At 60.1% G+C, this 22,867-nt stretch carries 21 protein-coding genes; 11 read left to right on the top strand and 10 right to left on the bottom strand.

The window, feature by feature from the left end; translation table 11 throughout:
• Positions 1-39: 39 nt before the first annotated feature.
• Positions 40-1,464, bottom strand: coding sequence for a hypothetical protein (locus DWV00_RS03940; protein ID WP_147297830.1), 1,425 nt, complete (start codon positions 1,462-1,464; stop codon positions 40-42).
• A 123-nt stretch (positions 1,465-1,587) separates the two neighbouring features.
• On the opposite strand from DWV00_RS03940, the gene DWV00_RS03935 reads away from it, so the two are divergent.
• Both DWV00_RS03935 and DWV00_RS03930 read left to right on the top strand, forming a co-directional pair.
• Complete coding sequence (locus tag DWV00_RS03935) at positions 1,588-2,646, top strand: NAD-dependent epimerase/dehydratase family protein (RefSeq protein ID WP_115532164.1); 1,059 nt, start codon at positions 1,588-1,590, stop codon at positions 2,644-2,646.
• Complete coding sequence (locus DWV00_RS03930; RefSeq protein ID WP_115532163.1) at positions 2,643-3,650, top strand: AraC family transcriptional regulator; 1,008 nt, start codon at positions 2,643-2,645, stop codon at positions 3,648-3,650. The genes DWV00_RS03935 and DWV00_RS03930 overlap by 4 nt, the downstream gene beginning before the upstream one ends.
• 127 nt (positions 3,651-3,777) lie before the next feature.
• Here the strand turns inward: DWV00_RS03930 and DWV00_RS03925 are convergent, their stop codons facing one another.
• Together DWV00_RS03925 and DWV00_RS03920 are read right to left on the bottom strand one after the other, a co-directional pair.
• Positions 3,778-3,975 (bottom strand): hypothetical protein, encoded by a 198-nt coding sequence (locus tag DWV00_RS03925; RefSeq protein ID WP_115532162.1) that lies wholly within the window; start codon positions 3,973-3,975, stop codon positions 3,778-3,780.
• A 456-nt stretch (positions 3,976-4,431) separates the two neighbouring features.
• Positions 4,432-5,196, bottom strand: coding sequence for a helix-turn-helix domain-containing protein (locus DWV00_RS03920; RefSeq protein WP_115532271.1), 765 nt, complete (start codon positions 5,194-5,196; stop codon positions 4,432-4,434).
• Between the two features lie 121 nt (positions 5,197-5,317).
• Here DWV00_RS03920 and DWV00_RS03915 point away from each other — a divergent pair, with 121 nt between their 5' ends.
• Positions 5,318-6,217 (top strand): YebB family permuted papain-like enzyme, encoded by a 900-nt coding sequence (locus tag DWV00_RS03915; protein WP_245964705.1) that lies wholly within the window; start codon positions 5,318-5,320, stop codon positions 6,215-6,217.
• A gap of 28 nt (positions 6,218-6,245) precedes the next feature.
• Here DWV00_RS03915 and DWV00_RS03905 read toward each other — a convergent pair whose 3' ends face one another.
• Complete coding sequence (locus DWV00_RS03905; RefSeq protein ID WP_220274651.1) at positions 6,246-7,031, bottom strand: AraC family transcriptional regulator; 786 nt, start codon at positions 7,029-7,031, stop codon at positions 6,246-6,248.
• A gap of 17 nt (positions 7,032-7,048) precedes the next feature.
• Here DWV00_RS03905 and DWV00_RS03900 point away from each other — a divergent pair, with 17 nt between their 5' ends.
• Entirely contained in the window at positions 7,049-8,221 is a 1,173-nt protein-coding gene (locus DWV00_RS03900; protein ID WP_245964704.1) for a 1-aminocyclopropane-1-carboxylate deaminase/D-cysteine desulfhydrase, read from the top strand.
• 411 nt (positions 8,222-8,632) lie between these two features.
• Positions 8,633-9,439 (top strand): winged helix-turn-helix domain-containing protein, encoded by an 807-nt coding sequence (locus tag DWV00_RS03895; RefSeq protein WP_115532160.1) that lies wholly within the window; start codon positions 8,633-8,635, stop codon positions 9,437-9,439.
• A gap of 319 nt (positions 9,440-9,758) precedes the next feature.
• Here the strand turns inward: DWV00_RS03895 and DWV00_RS03890 are convergent, their stop codons facing one another.
• On the bottom strand, positions 9,759-10,181 hold the full coding sequence (locus tag DWV00_RS03890; RefSeq protein ID WP_115532159.1) for an Rrf2 family transcriptional regulator: 423 nt from the start codon (positions 10,179-10,181) through the stop codon (positions 9,759-9,761).
• A 71-nt stretch (positions 10,182-10,252) separates the two neighbouring features.
• Between DWV00_RS03890 and DWV00_RS03885 the strand changes: the two genes are divergently transcribed.
• Positions 10,253-11,227 carry an alpha/beta fold hydrolase gene (locus tag DWV00_RS03885; RefSeq protein ID WP_245964703.1) on the top strand — a complete coding sequence of 325 codons (975 nt, stop codon included), beginning with the start codon at positions 10,253-10,255 and terminating at the stop codon, positions 11,225-11,227.
• A gap of 139 nt (positions 11,228-11,366) precedes the next feature.
• Here the strand turns inward: DWV00_RS03885 and DWV00_RS03880 are convergent, their stop codons facing one another.
• A complete protein-coding gene (locus DWV00_RS03880; protein ID WP_115532157.1) occupies positions 11,367-11,912 on the bottom strand; it encodes a hypothetical protein in 546 nt (181 codons plus the stop codon).
• A gap of 54 nt (positions 11,913-11,966) precedes the next feature.
• Positions 11,967-13,346: an FAD-containing oxidoreductase gene (locus tag DWV00_RS03875; RefSeq protein WP_115532156.1), complete on the bottom strand. Its 1,380-nt coding sequence runs from the start codon at positions 13,344-13,346 to the stop codon at positions 11,967-11,969.
• Between the two features lie 314 nt (positions 13,347-13,660).
• Between DWV00_RS03875 and DWV00_RS03870 the strand changes: the two genes are divergently transcribed.
• The 4 genes from DWV00_RS03870 to DWV00_RS03855 all read left to right on the top strand — a co-directional run bounded on the left by DWV00_RS03870 (position 13,661) and on the right by DWV00_RS03855 (position 18,596).
• Complete coding sequence (locus DWV00_RS03870) at positions 13,661-15,181, top strand: hypothetical protein (RefSeq protein ID WP_147297829.1); 1,521 nt, start codon at positions 13,661-13,663, stop codon at positions 15,179-15,181.
• Between the two features lie 188 nt (positions 15,182-15,369).
• The gene (locus DWV00_RS03865) at positions 15,370-16,110 is read left to right on the top strand and encodes a hypothetical protein (RefSeq protein WP_147297828.1); all 741 of its coding nucleotides are present in this window, start codon (positions 15,370-15,372) and stop codon (positions 16,108-16,110) included.
• Positions 16,111-16,195: 85 nt separating this feature from the next.
• Complete coding sequence (locus tag DWV00_RS03860; RefSeq protein ID WP_115532153.1) at positions 16,196-17,611, top strand: MFS transporter; 1,416 nt, start codon at positions 16,196-16,198, stop codon at positions 17,609-17,611.
• Complete coding sequence (locus tag DWV00_RS03855; RefSeq protein ID WP_245964702.1) at positions 17,547-18,596, top strand: mechanosensitive ion channel family protein; 1,050 nt, start codon at positions 17,547-17,549, stop codon at positions 18,594-18,596. Before DWV00_RS03860 ends, DWV00_RS03855 begins: the two co-directional genes overlap by 65 nt.
• 396 nt (positions 18,597-18,992) lie before the next feature.
• Here DWV00_RS03855 and DWV00_RS03850 read toward each other — a convergent pair whose 3' ends face one another.
• The gene (locus tag DWV00_RS03850) at positions 18,993-20,207 is read right to left on the bottom strand and encodes an MFS transporter (RefSeq protein ID WP_181885344.1); all 1,215 of its coding nucleotides are present in this window, start codon (positions 20,205-20,207) and stop codon (positions 18,993-18,995) included.
• 29 nt (positions 20,208-20,236) lie between these two features.
• A complete protein-coding gene (locus DWV00_RS03845) occupies positions 20,237-21,286 on the bottom strand; it encodes an iron-containing redox enzyme family protein (RefSeq protein WP_181885343.1) in 1,050 nt (349 codons plus the stop codon).
• On the opposite strand from DWV00_RS03845, the gene DWV00_RS03840 reads away from it, so the two are divergent.
• Positions 21,248-22,132 (top strand): helix-turn-helix domain-containing protein, encoded by an 885-nt coding sequence (locus DWV00_RS03840; protein ID WP_181885342.1) that lies wholly within the window; start codon positions 21,248-21,250, stop codon positions 22,130-22,132. The genes DWV00_RS03845 and DWV00_RS03840 overlap by 39 nt on opposite strands.
• A 113-nt stretch (positions 22,133-22,245) precedes the next feature.
• On the opposite strand, the gene DWV00_RS03835 is transcribed toward DWV00_RS03840, so the two are convergent.
• On the bottom strand, positions 22,246-22,854 hold the full coding sequence (locus DWV00_RS03835) for a helix-turn-helix domain-containing protein (RefSeq protein WP_245964701.1): 609 nt from the start codon (positions 22,852-22,854) through the stop codon (positions 22,246-22,248).
• Positions 22,855-22,867 lie beyond the last annotated feature (13 nt).

The following is a 22,867-nucleotide window of genomic DNA, read 5'->3' as shown; positions in this document are numbered from 1 at the left end:
TGCAGCGACGCCTGTTTGCGGACTGTCATCCCGGCCAGGTCATACGCGCTGGGCCACTGCGGCGGCCATCTGCCTCATCATTTCGGGATTCGGACGGCCACCGGCCAGGATGTAAGGCGGCACGCGGCTTGTAGTTGCCTTATCGAATCGGCCGCCGTTTCGCAGGAACTCGTCAGCCATGATGAGAAACGGCTTGGACTCGGGATCGGCTTCACCGTACGCGGGATACCAGACTTCGACGGCACTCAGATCGATGCGCCGCTCGGCCAGAAACTTCAGCATCGTGCACAACTCGTCGGGCCCGGGATGATAGTGGCCGCTCTTGGGCGTGATGCCCATCAGCTTGCCGTCGATCACGCATATCTGACCGGCGGCCTTGATCTTGTCGCCAGCGAGGAAGCTCGAATGATGGAATTCGCCCATCCGGTATCCGCCGGCGAAGAGCACGTCGTCCGGCGACAGCACGAAGATGCACCAGTCGACTTTGCCGTCGGACATGCTGCCCCGACCTTCCGTGCTGTAGTTCGCGCTGGCGCTCTCCGCCACGTGGAGAAACTTCCCGTCGATCACGAACAGCAGATGCTTCCTGCGCTGCTCCTTGGTAAGGTACCCGACCGACGCCATCTCGAGACTGGCGGGATTCTGTTCCTCGAGCCAGTAGAAAAAGGGCAGATCGGTGCTGCCGCCTGTGCGCGCCTCAGTCCAAAGAGCAAGCAGTTTCGTCATCCCGAGACCGCTGCGGGACGGCACGGCATGCATCGATCGATGCAGCGGATCCGCCTTCTCCACGAGATAGTTCGGCCGCAGCGCGAGCTGGGGCTGGGGTTGAGGCGGGGGTCTCGAAATCGGGACGCTGTTCGAACGGGCGCGGCTGGGCGTCGGCGCGGGACTGGACACAGGCTCGGGCGCCGAAGGCCTGCCGGAAAAGCTCGCTGCACGGCGCCGCACCGGCACAACGGGCGCCGGCCGCTCGGCGATGCTCGCGAAGGCGTTTTCCGTCGCAGCCGTTTCGGAGGGGTAACGCAGGTAGAACGCAACAACCGCGTCGAGGTAGCTTTTCTTTCCTCTGGCCCGCAACGCCATCGCCTCGACGCCCGCCACCGCCGTAGGGGGAATCGAATAGGAAAAATTCCCGGCTGGCGGCTGCAGCAGCCACTGGTCGGCCGCACTGATGATTTCGCCCAGCTTGGCGACACGCGACGCGACGTCCCGCTTCCTGAGCGCGTGATACTGCCCGATCAGGCCGTCCAGCTGGTCCAGATCGCCGAGGCTGCGGCTAAACCTGGCAAGGCCGCCAAGCACGGTTGCATTGCGAAACTGGTCTACGCTGACGATGTCCCGCCAATCCATGTTGTTTCCCCCGAAAATCGCGGTTCGCGCCGGCGCCACCTCGATCATTTCCGCGTCCACCCATGCGGCAGCAGGACGTTTCTTCATACGTATTTTGCACGCCTCGCCCTGCATCCACAATACGGCGGCGGATAGACTGCTGTCGCGCTTCGCATACCGATTGGCGTGCTTTGCTAGTCATCTCGCACGAGAAAACCGGCAAGATCTCGAACATCATCCGTAACCGAATCAACGACGATGAATATCGATACCGACCTCCCCGTCATGGTCACCGGCGCAACCGGGTATGTGGCGGGCTGGCTCGTCCAACGACTGCTAGACGCCGGCTTGACGGTCCATGCGGCGGTCCGCCATCCTGACGATCCGGACACGCTGAAGCATCTCCAGCGCATCGCGGCCGGTACGCCCGGCACCATCCGCTATTTCCGCGCCGATCTGCTCGAACCCGGATCGTATGCCGACGCGATGGCCGGTTGCGGGACCGTGTTCCACACCGCGTCACCGTTCACTGTCCATGTACGCGATCCGCAGAAGGAGCTCGTCGACCCGGCGCTGCTCGGCACGCGCAACGTACTCGAAACGGCAAACCGCACGCCGTCGGTACGCCGTGTCGTGTTGACCAGCAGTTGCGCGGCCATCTACGGCGACAACGCCGATCTCGCCACTGCACCGAACGGCGTGTTCACCGAGGCGATCTGGAATAACAGTTCCTCGCTGGCACACCAGCCGTATTCGTATTCGAAGACGGTTGCCGAGCGCGAAGCCTGGAAAATCGTCGGCGCGCAGCAGCGCTGGGATCTCGTCACCATCAATCCGTCGCTCGTCATCGGGCCGGGCATCAATCCGTACGCCACCTCGGAAAGCTTCGAGATCGTGCGGCAGATGGGCAACGGCACGATGAAAGTGGGCGTGCCGGACTTCGCCATTGGCGCGGTGGACGTCCGCGACGTGGCCGACGCCCATCTCCGAGCGGCATTCCTCCCGAACGCAAACGGCCGCTACATCGCATCGGGCCATGACACGAGCTTGCTGGCAATGGCGGCAACGCTGCTCGAGCGGTATGGCGCCGACTACCCGATCCCCCGGCGCATCGTGCCCAAATGGCTCGTGTGGTTGGTCGGGCCGCTGGCGGACAAGAACGTGACCCGACGCATGATTGCACGCAATGCCGGGCTTCCCTGGCGCGCCGACAACAGCCGCAGCCGCAACGAACTCGGCATTCGCTACCGCCCGCTCGCCGAATCGATGAATGAATTCTTCCAGCAGCTTGCCGAAACCGGGCAATTGGGGCGATGAATCGCTTCGCGATTTCGCCGGGCTGGCAGGTCGTGATGGTCGACCTCGGCCTGCGCGTCGACGAACTGCTGCGGCGTGCGCAGTTGCCGGCCGATCTGTTCACGCGGCCGGAGAGCGGGCTGTCGACGCGCGAGTATTTCCGCATGTGGCGCGCGTTGGAGGAGATGGTGGCCGAGCCGGCCGTTGCGCTGCGCGTCCTCGATCTCGTATCGGTCGAGACGTTCGATCCGCCTCTGTTTGCGGCGCTGTGCAGCCCGAACCTCGAGGTTGCGATACGACGCATTAGCCAGTTCAAGCCGCTGATCGGACCAATCCGTTTGCACGTGGCGCGCGAGGCCGACGTACTCGTTCTTACCGTTCACTTCCTGGAGCGCGATGAGCAGCCTCCCGCCACGCTGCTCGCGGCTGAACTCGGCTTCTTCGTGAAGCTTGCACGACTGGCGACCCGCACCGATCTTTCCGCGCGGGCTGTCGTGCTGCCGCGCGATCTTGAGCTGCATCACGGCTATACGCGGTTTTTCGGCGTGACGCCGCGATACGGCGACGCACCTTCCGTGAGTCTGTCGCTGCAAGATGCGCGGCGTCCGTTCGTCACGGCGAACAACGCGATGTGGCAGATATTCGAACCCGATCTTCGACGCCGCCTCGACGCATTGTCAGCCGAAGCCGGCATCGTGGAGCGCGTACGCGCCGCGCTACTAGAACTCATTCCCGGCGGCGTGGCGACGGTGGACGATGTCGCACGCACGCTAGCGATCAGCAAGCGCACGCTGCAGCGTCGGCTCGGTGATGAGGGCGCCAGCTTCAAGGCCATACTGGCCGACGTGCGCAAGCGGCTTGCATGGCACTACCTCGATCGCTCCGATCTACCCTACAGCCAGATCGCATTCCTACTTGGCTATCAGGATTCGAACTCGTTCTTCCGCGCATTCAATGAATGGACCGGGATGACACCCAATGCCGCACGCATGCGCGACACGCCTCGACGCGAAGGGCAACCGTGATTCTCGTCGGATTCGGGGTAGCCTGGCCTTTCCGATGCTTTTTTCAGGAGATGAGATGAAACATACGGGACCTGATGCGCTTGATCGGCTGAACGACCTTTTGCTTCGTTTGCGGGGGCATCCGCGGTCAAGCGTCAGGCTTTGCGACGATTTGGCCGGCATTTTTCGCAATCAATGACCGCCGCCTCACCAAGAACACGATGGCTCCAACTGGAATAGCGATATTCAAAATGACCGGCGCATACGGTCCGGCACTAAGGAAGCCTGCTCCGAGAAACGCAAAGCTGATCGAGCCATGCTCGTATGCGCGTTGGGCGGCGTTCATGTCACGGTCCAACTCCGTATATCGGCCTTCTTCAAGGACGTTGCGCTGCTGCGCCGAGTCGGGGCCAGCCGTCTATGTCGCGAAACTCGTTGCGTGAAATGCGAAACACAAACCGCTACAGACCAAAATTCTTGTAATCATTATAGGAGCCTTATAACAGCGACGAATGCGACCGATCTCCCCCCGAGCTGAGGTAGGGTCCCCGCGGTCAACGGCATGACTTATGAGCCATTTGTTCGGTTGCGTGTGTTGGCGACACCACGTTTCTAGACACATACAGCGCGAAGCCGCTTTTCAGTCAGGACCCGATACATGGCTGGCGCCGCATTCGGGCCACCTCATTCGGCCACAAACGGTCATCCGAAGCTGGCGGATGAATCGTCGACAATCGGTCTCGCAACCGAGAAGACATTCACCGTTGGCGTCTGCCGGGCGATCGACGATAACCGTATGCCGCTACCGGCTCTTCCTCTGGAAGGCTCCCCCTGCAGCACGTCGGAGGCTCCTGAAAGCCTGCGGCTCCCACGCGCGCATAGCAAGAACGAGAGCGGTTCCGGTCCTCTCCGGCAACGGTGCAGAGGATGATAGGTCGTGTAACGCGGCAAACTTCGACCGAAGCTTGAACAATTCGTCGTTCAGCTGGCTAAGTGCTCCTTTTGTCAGCATGCCGTGAATGAAGCCCATGGACTCGTCTGGCGTGTCGAACCGGCTATCCATGAAGTCGGGAAGCCCGTGCTGGGAAAAGTATTGTCGAATCGGGCCGCCGGGCAGCCAGTCAAAGTCGCGTGCTACAAGCGGCTGAATCCGGTTGCCGGGTTTCAGCTTAATGAGACCCATCCTGTCGAGCGCGAGCAGATACTTGATGCACTCCGCCGCTGTTAGTCGATACGTCGCGACGAGGTCATCGATCGACCAGTGATTGAGCGCGCATACCGTTACCAGTAGAAACTTCTCGTCCGAGACGAGCCGCGCCTCCTGCTCTGGCGTAAGCGTGTGCAAGCGAGGCGTTGACGTCTCGACTTCATGCAACAGCTCGCCCATCGTCAGGCCCAGCAGGTCGCAAATTTGGGCGAGGCGCTCGACAGTAATGCGTCCGTTGCCCAAAAGGCGCTTCACGCTAGCCTCGGACAAGTCCAGCGCGTGTGCGACGTCTCGATAGCTAAGTCCCGCTGCTTTGAAGCGGTGCTTGAGCGTCGCGACCAATCGGGCGATCTCTGTCATGAAAGTATTGGAATTCAGTACCTGATGGGCCATTTTACGCAAAATCGCATAAAAATAGTGCGAATGACGAGACCTCGTGACATCCTGCGCCCACTCAATAACGAAAACGAAGGAAGTCGCCATGTCCATCATCGACTGCGCGTCGAGCGGCGGTACCGAAGCGGCAAAAGCAGATCGAGAAATGTCGCATCGAGATCTGCGCATTGGAGACCTCGTATTCATTCGGGTGAATGCCAGACCTTTTCTCGAAGTGGCGCGCGCAACCTGTTCGTGGACAAACCATGTAGGGATCGTTGTCGGCGTTGGCGAGAACGATTCGCTCATCGCCGAGAGCACATTTCCACTGTCCCGCGTAACGACAATGTCCAGATTCTTGGCCCGATCTTCGGGCGGATTCGCGATTGCGCGACTGAAGCAGCCACTCGACCGCGCGCAACAACGCAGCCTGATTTCGGCGGCAACGCGCCGTAGCGGAGTCTTCTACGACACCGGTTTCAATATCGAGTCGCAGCGCCAGTTCTGCTCACGCTTTGTACGCGAAGTGATCTTTGAGGCGACGGGTGTTTCCATCGGCGAAGTCGAAACATTCGAAACGCTGCTCCGGCGTAATCCGCGCCACCCGCTTGGCTTCTGGAGATGCTGGTATCTTGGTTGGATCCCATGGCAACGCCGCACAGTGACGCCCGCGAGCCTTCTTGCGAGCCCGCATGTGCGAGTATTTTGGGATAACCATTGCAACGACATTGAAGGCGCAAGGCCTTCTATCGCGCGGAAAAGTCATGACGATGGCGACGATGTCGCCCTTCGCATGTCGATTGGCGCCAAATGGCTCGAGTGGTTGGTCGGCCCGCTCGCGAACAAGAATGTGATCCGACGCATGATCACGCGCAATGCCGGGCTTCCCTGGCGCGCCGACAACAGCCGCAGCCGCAACGAACTCGGCATTCGCTACCGCCCGCTCGCCGAATCGATGAATGATTTCTTCCAGCAGCTTGTCGAAACCGGGCAATTGCGGCGATGAATCGCTTCGCTCTGATCAGAGCGACAACCTACAACTGCACGATCCGTTTGCGAAACTCGTCCGGCGTCGCTCCCATCAACCGGTGGAACATCGCAATGAAAGCGGACGACGTGCTGTAGCCCAACTCCAGCGCCACCGTCTGCACGGCCAGCCCGTCCTCGAGCATCGAAAGCGCCCGCACCAGCCGCAACCGCTGCCGCCACTCCACAAAGGACATGCCGAGGTCGCGCTGACAGCGCCGCGACAATGTGCGCTCGGTACTGTGCACCACACTGGCCCACGCTTCCAGCGGGCGATTGTCGCCCGGCTGATGGCGCAGTGCCTCGAGCACCTGGCCCAACGCCCGGTCTTCGGAGATCGGCAGATAGGTATCCTGGCGCGGCGCCAGGCTCATCTGGTCGACTAGCACCTGCATCAGCCGTTCGTCGGCGTCGTTACGTGGATAGTCCACCTGGCGCGCCACCAGGTCGGTCAGGATCGCCTTGATGATGGGGCCGACCGCCAGCGTACACACCTCGGTGGGCAGCCTGCCGCAACGGTCTGACGCAATGTCCAACACGCAATAGCAAGCCTCTGACCGCGTACTGGCCTCATGCTCCGTCCGCGGCGGCAGCCACAGACCGTAATGAGGCGGCGTCAGGTACTGGCGGCTTCCCACGGTCAGTTCGATCACGCCGCTGAACGAGAACACAAATTCGCCCCAGTAGTGGCGCTCCGCCGGGTAGGTCGTCACCTCGTTCAGCCGCATCGTCCGGAAAACCAGCGAATGCGGCAAGGACTGCCCGAGCGAGCGCGAAATTTGAGCGCCAGGCATCTTGTCGGAAACCTCGTATGCGTTGTCTGGTTTTCATTATATCGATGCGATCCGCCATCCCCACAATGAGTGCCGTTGATGAAGGCGCATTGGCTCGAGTCGGGCCAGAACCTTCCGACACTGTTCTTGTTAAGTCATGGCCACCATGGGGAACCCAAATGAACGCCCTCGATACACTTGCCCAACTTCCCAGACTCGACCTGCGAAGATTCACCTCGCCCGTGCAATACCTCGAGCGCTTCAGCGCGAAAATCGGCGTCGAGGTATGGTGCAAGCGCGACGATATCGGCACGGTTGGCCTTGCCGGTAACAAGGTGCGCAAGCTCGAAGTCGAACTCGCGCATGCCATCGCCCAAGGCGCCAGGCACCTGGTTGCCGAAGGTTCGCGTCTTTCCAACGCAGTGCGCGCGGTTGCCGCGGCGGCGGCGACAACCGGTCTTCGCTGCACGCTTGTGCTGTGCCACGACGAACCCTGTGAGCCAGTAGGCAATCTGCTTCTGGACGGACTGTTCGGGGCGCATCTGCGATTCGTTGGCAATGCCAGTTGGCCTGAACTCGCTCAGCACGCCGAGGCGGTCGTGACCGAACTCGAGAATGCCGGGGAGCGTGTCTATCGACTTCCCATCGGCTGTGCCTCGGAGAGGAGTTCCTTGGGCTTTGCCCTCGCATACGCTGAGCTTCGCGCTCAAATGGCCGCACAAGGGCGTGAGGTCGGCACCATCGTACACGCCAGTTCATCAGGGGGAACCCACTCGGGACTCGTGCTTGGCAATGCGCTTCATGGGTCGCCGAGCAAGATCCGAGGCATCGTCGTCGCCGGGGAGGTCTACGACGATGTTCCGGGTCAATACCTCGCCTTTGCGCGTGGCGGTGCGCGTCTGATCGGCGCAGAGGTTGAACTGACGCGCAGCGACATCAATCTCACCGAGGACTATCTCGGGGACGGCTACGGGCTGCCCGCTCCCGGGGTGATGGAGGCAATCGATCTTCTCGCCACGACCGAAGGCATACTCGTGGATCCGGTCTACAGCGCCAAGGCTGTCGCTGCGCTCATCGATCTCGCGGTAAGGAAGGAATTGGAAGGCCCTGTCGTCTTCTGGCACACGGGCGGGTATCACGCGCTCTTCGATCCGCATTACTCACGGAAAGTCTGGGCCGAGATCGAACGGCTTTCCGCCGTGCGGCTGTAGCTTGGCGAGTGCGAGGCATCGGCCGGAGGCACTCTGGCTAGTTCAGCGGAAGTGTCCCTCCCTTGAGGAAGGGTTGTTTTCGAGGTAGTTCGATAACTTGCGGGCGACGAATTTCCGCGGCCACTTTGAGACATTCGGCGCAGCGGGATATCGCCGACAATCCCACATACACGAACGGACACCTTGGGGGAAACTCAATTCTGAAGCCCCCCAGGAAGCCTTGCACGATCTCGTGCGCAAACGCTACATTGGGCACCAGGCTCTGGACGCATAGGTTGCCTAAAATGTGTCCCCATCGCGCACGTAATCGGGGGTGTGTCGCCGCTGAGGCACACGACAGTGACGTCTCCGCGGTATCGGCGCGGGCAGCCGGGCGGTGTCGACCCACGCCCAAAAGCTCGAAAGGGGGCTATGTTGACTTTGCACGAGGCAATCGTCCAAGTACTCTCCGCTGCGGGTGAGCCGATGACGGCGGGTGCTATCGCAGAGGAGGTTCGCCGGCTCGGACTCTACTCCCGCCGCGATGGTGCGCCCGCGCCTGCAAATCAGGTCAACGCGCGCGTGAATAGATATTCGCAGCTCTTCGGACGCAATGACGGGTTGATTAGTCTGCGAAGCGAATCACCGATGAATCAAGGTCTGCCGCGACCTCCGCGCCAGGATCCCCATACGCCCGTCCAAGGGAAGCACCACTTCGGCGATCTCGAGTCGAGGCGCTTGGCACCGATATCGAGCGTTGCCTTTCGTGACGTCGGAGTTATAGGTGTACTCCTTAAGACTGGCCTGCCCTCGTATGATTGGCTGGATTGTTGCGGCGTCTACGCTCTGATTCTCCCGCCCGAGTACAAGCTCTCCTTCATTGACGCCGAAGAGGCTCGCGAAGCCGGTAACGTCAGATCGCCATGGGATGTCGACGAGTTGAGGAGGAAGTGGGTCTATGGTACTCGCGTCGTCTACATTGGGCTGGCCGGAGATCGCTCCCCGCGTTCGCTCCGCAAGCGCCTCATGGACCTCCTAAATCATTGCAACGGAAAGACCTCGGAAAAGGGGCCGCACAAGGGCGGTGAAATTATCTGGCAATTCGCTGCGTACGACTCGTTGTTAGTGCGCGCGGTGCCCACCGGTAGTCCGCCCGAGCCTCGCGACACCAAGCGCTCGCTGCTGGCAGAGTTTCGCGAGTTGCACGGCGCCCTTCCGTTCGCTAACCGAAAACTGTAGCCAATGTTCACCGCTGTGGCATCTTCCTTCGACCAGGATGCCGAGGATTCTCGGTCACGAGCGTTTGCCGCCGCAACGACACACGGGCTGGCTTCGTTAGGGCAGAGAATCCAGCCTGCATACGCAAGAACATACGGTTTGGCAGTACGACTGCCCGCTTTCTGCGTATTTGTATGTCTCTGTCGGACCGTTTTATGCCTTTTGCATCGCGCGTACCCAACACAATCGGCGCGTCTGGTCGTCCGGCGCTCGCCGGCCAAGGACCGTCGTTCGCGGATTGCAGACGGACGACTGCCGATGCCCCCAAAGCGGACGTTTCTCAGTCTGTCGACGCCTTCACGTGCTGCACTACGGCGGAGAGTCGCATCTCTGCAAAACGTTGGAGTAATGCATCCTCTGCCGAACTCAGTGCATCGTCGAGGAATCGGCTTACTGCGAACTCTACCGGGCAGGCTGGGTTGTCATTCGCCGTACCGATCGCAAATGCGCTCTTATGGGCTATAGCGGCATATATGTCACGCACCGTGAGATCACCGAGTTCACAGCAAAGAAGCCAGCCTCCCCTTGGTCCGACAATGGACTCGACATAACCGGCTTCACGCAGCGCAGCCATCGTGCGTCGAACGAGCGATGGCTGAGTGTGCAGCATTTGCGCGATCGTCTCGGAGGTGGTGGTGCCGCCGCGCAGGTGCATGTGAATGAGTACGTGAACAAGTCTGGCCAACCGTGTATCGCGTTGCATGCTCTATGTGGAATTCGTGACGTTTGATGTTACGATTTTGCGTGATTTTGTGCAACTGTCGGAGCGCGATCGTGTACGCATTTACTCAGTCCTTCATCGAAACCAATGGCATTCGCCTGAACGTCGCCGCCCAGGGCGCGGGGCCGCTAGTATTGCTTCTTCACGGGTTCCCCGAGACGTCGTATGCGTGGCGACACCAACTTGCGGGCTTGTCGAATGCCGGATTTCGGGCAGTCGCGCCGGATCTGCGCGGCTTCGGACTCAGCGCTTGCCCGATGGAGCCAAGGCTGTACACGACGCTGGATATCGTCGGTGACCTCGTGGGGATGCTGGACGCGCTCGGAGAGCGCGACGCGGTTGTGATGGGAAACGACTGGGGTGCAACCATCGCATGGCAAGCCGCCCTGCTGCGCCCCGACCGCTTTCGCGCTGTCGTTGCGCTCGGGGTTCCCATGATGGGCCGAGCCCCGATAGCGCCAAGCCAGATATTTCCGCTGACTGAGCAGGCATGGTTTTACACGCACTACTTTTCCCAGCCGGGGCAGGCCGAGAGCGAACTCGAGCGCGACGTTGCCGCTACCCTGCGTAAGCTCTATTTTTGGGCGTCAGGCGACGCCGGCCCGCGCGACCATAAAACACCGAATCCTTTCGGGCTCGTTTCGCGGCAGGCGGGACTTCTCGGCGCCTTGCCTGACCCTGAGTCGCTACCCGCCTGGCTTGATGACACTGGCTTCGACGCTTTTGTGAAGGCTTTCAAGGCTTCAGGCTTTCGCGGTGGGCTCAACTATTACCGCAATCTAGACCGGAACTGGGAGTTGCAGGCGGCTTTCAACGGCCGGCTCATCCAAACACCAGCCCTTTATCTGGTCGGAGAGTACGACACCGGGCTGGCGATTCCAGGCATGCACGAAATCATCGGCGCCATGCCGAAGCTTGTGCCCAATCTTCGCGATTCTGAAATCATTCCGCGAGCGGGGCACTGGCTCCAGCAAGAAGCCCCGGACCGCGTAAACGCCGCCATCATTGACTTTCTGCGCAAGCTGTAGAAGTCACTGACCGTTCGTTGATCTGTATCGGTCGTTAGTGCGAAAGTGGGCCATGGCCGGAACGGGTCGACAGCGGAAGGTCGAAGCCACGCCGAGAAGATCGATCGTCGTCCAACGGTCAACTTCTGCCATCGGCCAGTCAGGCCGCTCTCTTCAGGATGTGTCGCCCAGCCGCGAGCCAAAACGTCAGGCCCGCGATAGCGCCAGCAAACGCAAGCACCGGGGAGATCAAAAGAACTTCCTGCCAAAAGTTCGGTGGTGGCGGAGGATTGGGAGGATCGGTGTACCACGTCGAGCCAGACATGGCAGACACGACTGTGGCAGCGCCAAGAAGAGCCAAGACGCATCCCACGGAGACGTAAAACAGCGGGTTCCGAATGCCAAAGTGGGAAACGAAAAGATAAAGCACAATGCACAGCAGAGCCGAAAGTAGCGCGCCCGGCACCAAGAGAACAAAAATAACAAGACAGTCCGATAAGAGGACGCCAAGCGTTCCCTCAAGCGGATATAGCAGCCCACCAGATGCTCGCTGCGAGATGACGTGTGGAAATTGGGAAACGACGATAGAGCCAGTCGCGGCGGTTACGGCCAGGAGATAAGCCACTGTGACACGTGCAACTGATGGCTGCAGTACCGGCATATCAGGATCCATGGTTGCGCAGACCTTGACGTCGGGTGCGATCATAAATTGAATGTTTGCTTCGCGGAAAGCTGGGAGTCCGCAACACGTCCTCCCGCGCTACGCCACCGGCTGCAAATCCTGCAGCATCGTCGGCACGAGTTCGGTCACGGTCGGATGAACATGCACCGCGCGGCTGATCGTGGTGTACGGCATTTCCGCGTACATCACATCGAGCAGCGAATGCACCACTTCGTCACCCGTCACGCCGAGAATCGAAGCGCCGAGAATCGCCCCGGTATCCGCATCGACGATCGCTCTCATGAATCCCTGGCTCTCGCCTTTTTCCACGGCGCGTCCGACGCGCGTCATCGGCCGGGTACCCACCAGCAGTTTGCGGCCCGACTGTTTCGCCTCATTGAGTGTCATGCCAACGCGGCCAAGCGGCGGGTCGATGAACAACGCATACGCCGGGATGCGGTCTGACACCTTGCGCGGGTCGTTATCGAGCAGGTTGGCCGCAACGATCTCGTAATCGTTGTACGACGTATGAGTGAACGCGCCACGGCCGTTGCAGTCACCGAGCGCCCAAATGCCGGGGACGTTGGTACGCAGCTGTTCATCCACTTCGATGTAGCCGTGCGCATTGGTCGCAATCCCGGCTTTGTCCAACCCGAGCGCGTCGGTATTCGGCACACGCCCCACGGCGAGCAGAAGATGCGAACCCGCGGCTTCCCGAGCGCCGCCGGAGCAATCGAGTCCAACGACCACCTTGTCTCCATCGCGTCTCGCGGTCAGGCAGTTGGAATCGAGCTGGACATCGATCCCTTCGGCTTCCAAAATTTCCTGCACCGCCTGCGAAACGTCTTCATCCTCGCGCTGAATGAGGCGCGGGCCTCTCTCTACAATCGTGACCCGGGATCCGAAGCGCCGGTACATCTGGCCGAACTCGAGCCCGATGTAGCTGCCGCCGACGACAATCAAGTGCTCCGGCAGAAAGTCCACATCCATCATGGTCGAATTCGTAAGGTAAGGCACCTGATCGAGGCCTGGCATAGGCGGGATCAGCGCTCGTCCCCCGACGTTGATGAAGATCCGTTCCGCTTCCAGCAATTCGTCGCCCACTCGCACGGTATTCGCGCTCTCGAAGCGGGCATGGCCCTGGTAGACCGTGCAGTGCGCCAAGCCGCGGACCCACTTTTCCACGTTGCTGCTGGAACGCTCGGAAATCTGGTCTTTGCGCGCCTTCACTTGTTTCATGTCGATTGTGATCGGCCCGCCGATCACAACGCCGTACTCGGCAGCCCGCCGAGCCAGGCGGGCCGCATAAGCGCTGGCCACCAGCGTCTTGGTGGGGATGCAACCGGTGTTCACACACGTGCCGCCGAATCGCCCCCGCTCGATGATGGCGACTTTCATGCCCGAACCAGAGAGCCGCGCGGCGAGCGCCGGGCCGGCCTGTCCGGTGCCGATGATGATTGCCTCGAAACGTTGACTCATCGCGCTCCTCCTTTGCCACTGACCCATCATTCGACAGATCTTGTCGATCACCGCTTTGTTTCGCGCCTGATGGCCACGGTAGGAGATTTCAGTCGTAGCCGCAATTTTTTTTGGGAGCCTTTTAAATCAGCGGTTAGCTGCCATTTTGGGTACCACGGGAAGTACTTCTCGGTTGGCGGGCGGTATGCGCGGGGAACGGTCTGGTTGTGAGAGCGGGCTCGATCGAGTACGATCTGAAGAATCACTAAATACGCTATTTAACGAATAGCGACTGCACCGGCAATCAAAACCAGCAATAGCTGTACGTGCTGAAAATGCATACTGCGGCCGGCGAATCGCCGCCACGTAACGTGATGTCGCTCTGCATCCCCCAGCCGCATCGTCCGGCGGAATTGAAAGAGGGAGAGCGTTGCTGTTCGAACGTAACCAAGGTACTCATCATGCCCAGAATTCTCGATGAAAAAAAAGCTTCGGAGCTTGGAGACATGTACATCAAGGGAAACCATGCTCCGATAATCGAAGCCATCAAAGAGAAGAGCCCGGTCAGCCCCATCTTGCTGTCCGATGCGACATCAGGCGACGCCCGCCTCGCGACGGTATACGCCGCCATGACAAACGCTCCGATAATCTATATAAAGGAATTATCGAAGTGTGACGACGAGGATTTCCTCGAAAGATATTTCAACGATCTTAACGTGGATTATATAAAACTCGGAGCAGATAAAAGCCAGGAGATCTTCAACAAATTCAAGATTTCAGGCTTGAGTATCAAAAAGGGAACCAAACTGACCGAGGCGGTCACCGAAATCCTAGGCAAAAGAGAAGCTGAAATCAGCTCCGGCGTCAAAAAGATAACGTCAAAGAGCGGCAAGGACTATTACGCTCACCGGCAGATGAATCGGAAGATTTTCAAGGAATTTACAAGAGAAAAATTTGATTACTCGGATCCCGATGGACGATTTCTTGATCTTATTTTTGAAACCAATCCCGTGATCGTGATATGGAGCAAGAGCGGACTTTCCGGAACCTTCATGGGAGGACATCCTGAACATCTATTCGGAAAGACGGCGACGAGCCAAATCGTGACGCTTGCGCGGGAAGTCGGATTCAAGGTCGCCGTCGCCGGAGATCTGACAATCCACAACCTCGATATCGATTTCGATCTGCGTCACGTTCACGATGGGAAGCTCAACGGTCTATCGCTGACCCAGCAATACGGGGCAATCAAATACATTAACTACTTCAAACCCCTGTTGAACATGAGCATGCGGTCCGGTCAGATTGAACCGCTTCCCCTTCTGGGCGTGAGAACAGTCTATCTCGAAGATCTGTTCAACAAACAGGAAGCGAGAATGCAGAATCTGCAGGCTGTGATGCCGAAAAAATACGCGAGACAGATTTTTTCAGTTCCGCCCACACTCAAGGGGCAACTGAAGCAGCTCATGATCTTCTTTTATGATCATGGCTTCAGAGCGAAACTCCAAAACGATCCGCTGAGACCAAGGCTGGAACAAGGCATTGTCATGTTGTGCAAGACGCTCGATACCACTCTGCCGGCCAATTTTAGCTACGCCGATCTTGCCAACAATTTGCTCATGAAAGAGAAGCTCGATGCGCTATTCAAGAGCCTTCCGGACAAAAGCGAGTTCAAGAGCGTCAAAAACAACTTCAGGGATGCGGGCGCGACGAGAGGATTCATCACAGATGACATCAACACGCTCAGAGCGAGGCTGACGATCGAAGGAGCTTCGATCAAACTTGGAGAAAAAAAGGACAAATATTTCCCCCGCAAACTGGACTATCTAATTGAGCAGATAGATCTGTTGATCAAGTAATAAGATCGGGATGCGGACACTGCCCTCTCCGGATAAACGCATCGAGCGTGCCCGTAGTCGATCGGAGCATCCAGAATTGTGTCGATGCCGTCGGTGGTCGATAGCAGCGAGCCGGTAGTTCCATAGTCGGCCACGATTGGGTCCCGGCTTCGTAAGTCGTTGCTGGAAGCGAAGGCGCGCATCGCGACATGGATGTGCCCTTCGTGTCCGTCTCCCGCGTGCGGGATAGCTCCGCGCGGGCGAGCTCCAGTCCAGCGCCCTCACCTAATCCTAGAAAACGAAGCAGGCCGATAGATCGACGACGATTGCGAAACGAGAAAATCCGTGACCGCCGCGCTAGAAAGGTCGCAAGCCAATCGCAAAAAGCGCTGAAGCCTATCTTCTTCCACAAGGATCTCGCGAATCACTTCGTTCGGCCCGATTGGGTGAATATTCTTGGCCTGCGTTCATCGGTCGAGAACGAGGTCTACACTTCGTTCGTGCGCAACAAAGATTTGCTAAACGAACTGGACGAGCAGACGCAAGACATGCTGCGCCGTCCGGAGTTCTACACGCCCTTCGACGATCTCACGATGTACAAGAGCGCCGTGGAACTCGGTCAGGCCGACATGCATCCGATACTCGGCGGTGCAACGCCAACCGACATTCGCTTCTTCGAGAACCGCACGGAAGGCCGGACGCCACAAGCACGGCACGCCGTCGCGCGGCTGGTCGAGGCGCTGCATCGTCTCAAGAAGCGCGTGCTGATCCAGCCAGGCGATCTGCTTGGCTCAGCGAACAACGATTGTCTGCACAACAAGGATGTCGGTACCATTCGCGATGAAAAAGCACTAAAGGAACGGTGGCTGATGAAGACCGTCAACGTCCGCTCGCTGCGCGACCACCACGCTCACTTGATCGAGGGGCGTCCTCGCATCGTGAACGGCTGACCCCGCAGCAGGGCGCCAGGGCGGCGTCCCGGCTGCCGCAGTCGCCCTGGCCCACAATGCCCGGTCACCGCATCCAACTATTTCCATGCTCGAATCCAGACCGTACACGCGCTCAATCGCGGACACCGCCCCACCCGCACGCAGCTGGGAAGTGGCGCTCCTCATGGCCGCCGCTTCGATCGGATATTTCGTCGTGCAGCTAGATGTATCGATCGTCAATCTCAGCTTGCCCGCCATGCAGGCGTATTACCACGCCGACGTTGCGACACTCCAATGGATCGTCAACGCCTACACGCTAGCGTTTTCCGTCTTCCTGCTGTCCTCGGGCGTACTCGGCGACCGCTATGGAAGCAAGCGCTTTCTCATGGTCGGCTATGCGCTCTTCTTCGTAGGCTCCCTAGCGTGCGGCTGCGCTCCCACCGTCGCTTTCATGCTCGGCGCACGCTTCGTTCAAGGCCTCGGCGCGGCCATCATCGTTCCGAATTCGCTGGCCGTCATCAACTGGTCGTTCGCCGGCCGGAATGACTTGCGCCTCTCGCTGCTTTCGGTCTGGATGGCTTTCGGAGGCGCCGCATTGACGTCCGGCCCGATCATCGGCGGCGTCATCACCTCGTTCGCCAGTTGGCGGTACATCTTTTTCATCAACCTGCCCGTCTGTGTCGCCGGCCTCGTGCTGACCTCGCGCTTCGTCAAGACGCCGCCGAAAGGCGTCGCGCGCGCGAACGATTGGGCCGGCCAACTCTTGCTCCTCGGAGCGTCCGCGGCGCTGCTCGTGCTGATCATCAATTTCACCGGGCTGTCGTCGCTAACAGTTAGCGCGCTGGGAGTAGCGGCGCTCGCCGGTCTAGCCGCATTCGTGCGCACCGAAAAACGCACCGTCGAGCCCGCCATACCGCTCGACCTCTTTGTCGATCGCTCATTGCAGCGCGCGCTGGTACTGGGAATCGTCGTTAACTTCCTCTACTTCGGCGTGGTGTTTTTTGCGAGTCTTTATTTCCGCGATACCCTCGGGATGAGTTCGCTGCAGGCCGGCTTGGCATTCATTCCCGTCACGTTGCCTCTGATCGCCGCGAATATCACGAGCGGAAAGCTGAGCCGCCGCGGTGGCCCCGAGCGCTCGATACTCGCGGGCCTCTCCCTCCTGATTCCTGGAACGCTGCTGCTCGCACTGCCCATCATGCGTCATGCGTATTGGCCAATGCTGCCGGCGTTCATGCTCGTTTCATTTGGCGTGGGCCTGATTACGCCGATGATCACGGCAACGGCCTTGCAGACGATCGGGCCCGAGCGAGGCGGCATGATTTCGGCAGTCGTGAACTTCGCGCGCCAGATTGCCGGCGCATTCGGCGTGGCGGTCTTCGGACTGTTCATCGCGCAACACGACAACGCCAGCGCTTCCTGGCGCGATTTCAGCATCGCGCTGCTCGCGACCGCCGTTGTCCTTTTACTTTGCGCACACGCGTTCCGCCGCGCCACCGTGTCCGTACCGTCGAAGGTTTGAGCGTGCTCGCTGCAAGTGCGGTGGAGTTACCGACAAGCTTTCAAACCTTACTGGCACCAAATCTGCTGCGTGGTTGCGAGGGTTCCTACGCCCCTCCGCAATCATCCGACTAATCGCTATGGACGACTTCTTCAACCGTCTCTTTCATTTACAGCCGTCGCTGGTCGCGACAATCACTCACGATGTCATGGGTCTGGTCGTCGCCGTGCTGATCCTCGTGATCAGTTGGTGGATTTCCAATCGCATTGCGCAGATTTGCTCGGCCGTGGTGATGCGCTCGCGCGCCGATTCCACCCTGGCGCCCATGCTCGCGGGCATTGCAGCGTGGGCGGTGCGCGTAATCGGGATTGTCGCCGCGCTGAGTGAAGTCGGCGTCGCCACGGCAAGTGTTCTCGCAGCGCTGGGTGCCGCCGGCCTGGCGATCGGCCTGGCGCTGCAGGGCACGCTTCAGAATATTGCCGCCGGCATCATGTTGCTGATGCTGCGACCGTTTCGCGCCGGCGACGTGATCGAAGGCAGCGGCGCGACGGCGGGCATCGTCTGCGAGGTAGGCCTGTTCACGACGCGCATCGAGCGCACGGACGGCAACATCGTGTATGTACCGAACAGCCAGATCTGGAGCAATCCGGTCATCAATTACAGCAACGGCGGCACGCAGCGTGTCGACGTGACGATCGATCTTGCGCGGCGTGACCAGTTGGATGCCGCCATCCGCAAGCTCAAGGAGATGCTCGCCGCCGAGCCACGCGTCGAGGCCGCCTCCACGCTCGCGCCGACGGTCACCGTGGACAGCTACCACTCGAACGACGCCGTGCGGCTACGCTTGCGCGCGTGGGTCCGCCAGTCGGATGTGACCTATGCGGCCGACGATATACGCAGCCACGCCCGCGACGCGCTCGCCTCGGCCGGACTTACCGTAGCGAGTAACGGGCCGAGTGCCGTTGCCGCACGCGTGACCGACGATGCCGAACTCTCGCGCTCTTAACCCCAACGGCGCGACTTGGCAGTCCGAAACCGTTGGCGAAGATCCTGAAAGCAGCCGAGGTCGCAGGCATTCCGACACGCTCGCGCGCAGCGTCAGTTCACTGAAAGACAAGAAATCAGTTCAGTTATATCCAAGAATGCGTAAATCGAAGCCGATATGATGTTGTCCAGTGAACGGCAACTTGCGGCCGTGCATTGAACCTGAGAGCCCCAATACTTCAGTTGCCGATCAGGCACATTCGGCGGAAGCTCCATCCGCCACAGTTTTCCATCTAAGAACCGGGCATCAGAAGCGATCCTAAGTGCCCGACCGCCGGCTACCCCGCGCGCCTTCAAAAGCCCAACTCCATTCGTCTTGGCGGCCATGCTCAACAGAATCGAGCACGGCGCCCTGCTGCTAACGACCGCTACTGCCCTGTTGCTCTGCGTGCACGTGTTCCGCCACGCCACCGTGTTCGTGTCGCCGAAGATTCGAAGGCGCTGGCCGCAAGCGCGAGGCGCCGAGGCGCACCGCGCTCACACCGAAGGCAACGAGGGTAAGACTCCCGAACACCGTCATGGTCGTGGCGATGCCGGCGGCTGCGCTCACCAGCGGTCCCGCGAAGCTCGCCAAGGCGAACGCACCGAAGTACAGGCTGAACACCGTGGCAGGCTCGGCCACTCCAGTACGCGCCGCCAACGCTGGCAGCATGCCGACGGCCGAACCGAAGGCCAACCCAGTGAGCGCGGCGAACACGATGAACGACACGGGCAGCTTCAGGAACGCATCGGCGAGCGCGGCAAGATAGGCTCCCGCGGCCAGCCCAAGCATCGCGCACCAAGTCGCGCGAGGAGTGAGGAAATCGGAGAATACGCCGCCTCCGAAACGGCCGGTTCCGTTTGCGAGCGAAATCGCCGCGGTGCCGGCCACGGCGCTCCACGTCCCGGCCCCATGCCCAACCGCAAGGCGGCCGAGCGCGGCGAACACCGCCGAACCAAAAGGAACGCACGCGAACAGAAGGCCGATATTCCAAGCCACCGCCCGCAACGCGGGGCCGTAGGCCTGCGATTGCGCGGCTCCTTCCGGCGCAACCGCCCGCGCCGGCCCGCCTCGCAGCGTGAGAAGCGCGATACCGCCCGGAATGCACCAGGCCGCCGCGGTCGCGCCGAGTGCGTAACGCCACGACTGACGTTGCGCGAACCACAGGAAGAGCGGCACGCTGACCGTCGCCGAGAAACAATAGACCGCGAGCAGTGCCCCCGAAAACCGCCCACTTGCGCGCGACGCCTGACGACGGATAATTTCGATGCTGGCCGGCGTGGACAAGCCGCCGCCCACGCCGAGCGCCACGCACGCATAGCAAACCGCGAACATCCACGGGGAATGGCTGCTCAGCCCGGATAGCGTCCCTGCCACGAAGCACAACCAGGCCAGCATCAGCACACGCTCAGGCGGGTAGCGGCCCACGAGACGCCCGCCCGCCAGCACGGCCGGAAACAACGTGAGCGGCGTCAGCGAAAACATGAGGTCGAGCGATGCTATCGACCAACCCGTCTCGTGCTGAATGACCGGCGCAATGCCGCCCCATGCGTACACCATCCCGAACATCAATTGAAACGGGATGAGACACACAAACGCTTTCCAATTCGACACACTGCACCTCAGCGTGAGGGTGGGTTCTGGCGCAGCCCGGATTGAATATCGTCGAACAATCTCGTAGACAATTCGATACCGCGCAGCAGGCCAAGATTCACCGCGTGCACGGATTCGCCCGAATCGTCCACCCCAACGAAGCGCTCGATAATTTCGTCCAACACACGGCTGTGTTCGACATCGCATTCGCAATGGAGGTCGATCGTGCGCATGTCGATGAAGTGCATTTCCTCGCCGGCGCCCGTGAGAAGCTCGCGCCACATTGCATATTCCCGGCTCACCCAGCCTTCGATCGAAGAAAATGCCGCCAGCGTCACGGCATCGTTGCCTTCCCGCAAAATCTGCTGGTGGCCTTGATAGAAACGCTGGGAGATTTCGCGCGACCGAGCCTCGAGTTCCTGGGCACGGCGCTCGTCGATCGCATCTCGCCAGGTGCTCGTGCGCCGCAGCGACTCGAGGAAGCGCCGGTACAGTTCGCCGTGATGCAACTCCCATCGCGCGGCCTGGCCGGGCTGAAAGCCGATTTCATCGAGCAAATTGTCGTAAATGTGCTTCTTGGCGTCGAGATCGGAGAGGCTGGCGAAAAGCGCGCTTACGTAGGAGGCAAAGTCATAGACGAAATGCGCGTAGAGTTCGAAAAACTCGAATAACACCACGGTGTCGCTTCGAACACGCGAATTGACCGGATGCTCGATAATCAGTTGTTCTCTCAGATTCAGCAATGACCCCGTGGACTCGGGAAAGTGCGCGTACCGATTGAACTTCTCGGTCGGAATAGGTAACGTGCTCATTGAAAACTCCTGTTTGAATTTTGGCTCCGTAGCGCGCGGCCCCGCAGCGCCGGAAGCATCATAGAAGCCGATAGGCGTTTTCACTTGCTCGTTGCTGAACCAAATAATTGACTGTCCATGAACCTCGACTTCACGAACAACGAATCGAGCGTCGTATCTTCGTGGCCGCAAAAAGTCTTTTGCGCGCCCGCCGCCGACGTCGAATGGGATTCGCTCCTGAGCGACATCATGCAACCGGGCGATCTCACGATTGGCGAGCGCGCGCACCGGCCCGGCGTAGCGACCACGGCGCGGTTACTGGGCGGCGGCATGATTGCGGACCTGCGCATGCCGGCGCTCAAGGTTGTCCATCGCGCCGAGCACGTGGCGCAAAGTCAGGAAGAGGAAGTGCTGGTCAACATCGTTAGGGATGGCGCCGGCGAGTTGGTCCAAGCCAACAGCCGATTGCAGTTTCAAACGGGCGACATCACCTTCCGCAACGCGTACGCCCCGTCCAGCGTGGCTTTTTCAGGCGCGAGAGTTCATTTGATTGCGATTCGCGTGCCGCTCTCGCGCTGGCGCGGCTATTTCTCCGCGACGTTGCGCGAGCCGGTGCGCGTGCCCGCATCGCATTCGATCACGCAGGCCATCAACCGGCTTGTGCAGCAAATGGAAACCGGCCTCGTCGATTGCCGCCCGGCGGCTGTTGCCGCGCTCGAGCAAGCATTCGTGTTGATGCTGGCCGCCGCGTGCTTGCAGTTCTATACGAGCACCGCCGATGCCGAGGCCCGCGCTGAAGGCGTGCGTTGGCGCCAGGTCCATGACTACATCGACGCGCATCTATCCGACGCCGCCTTGACACCGGCGGACTGCGCCCGGGAGCTTCAGATCTCGGAGCGCTATCTCTATCGCGTGCTCGCCCAGCATGGCGACCGATTTTCACGGATGCTTCAACGCAAGCGGCTCGACGTCTGCGCCGAGCGGCTGCGCGATCCCCGCTACGACCGCTATCAGATCGCCACGATTGCATATCAATGCGGGTTCAAGGATCCCGCTCACTTCAGCCGCGTTTTTTCGAAACGTTTCGGTGTCAGCCCTCGGGCGTGGAGAGCGTACGAGGGCCTCGCGATCTGAGACCGAGAACGACGCAACGTTACTTGTCATGCAGCCAAACCCGTCTCTGCGCGACCTTGCTCCGGCAATCCTGGGCGTAAAGCTGCCGTAGCGCTCGTGCAGCGTCGTTGCTCCTAAAGTAGATTCGGCGTTCCGACCCAGATCGCGAGGGCTTCGGTGGATTGAGTATTCAACCACGCGTGAGGCGACGCCGATTGATAGTGCGCACTGTCCCCTGCTTTGAGCACAACAGTCTTGCCCTCGAGGGTCAACGAAATTTCACCCGCCGTGACGTAGAGGAACGCTTCCTCTGCGCTGGTTGGGATTTCGGTAGGTTCGCTCTGATGGGGCGGAAACTTCACAAGGATGGCCTCGAGCTGCCCGCATCCAGACCCTCGCGTCAGTCGGGCGAACGAGTTTGCGGAATCCGCGAATTCGAAAAACTTCACTTCGTCGCCACGACACACGGCGTTCCGTTCGCTTGGAGCGTCGATAAAGTATTGCACGGCGACACCGAGCGCGTCGGCAATGCCTTTCAACGAGGCGAGCGAAGGCGTGGCCAAGCCGCGCTCTATCTGTGACAGGAAAGGCTTCGAAATCCCCGCAGCCCTTGCCGTACAGTCGAGCGTGCGCTTTAGCCGCTGCCTTAGCGTGCGGATCCTGCCGCTGAGAATCACGGGCGCTGCTTTTTTGTTCCGGTGAGCCTGAAAAGTGAAGTGGGCTTCGGGGCGCATGGGATACATTGTTCTTCCTCGC

It is taken from the genome of Trinickia dinghuensis (genome assembly GCF_003367175.1).
GTDB classification, from domain to species: Bacteria; Pseudomonadota; Gammaproteobacteria; order Burkholderiales; family Burkholderiaceae; genus Trinickia; species Trinickia dinghuensis.
Note: the sequence above shows the minus strand (reverse complement) of the source record. Positions and strands in the feature narration are given on the sequence as shown.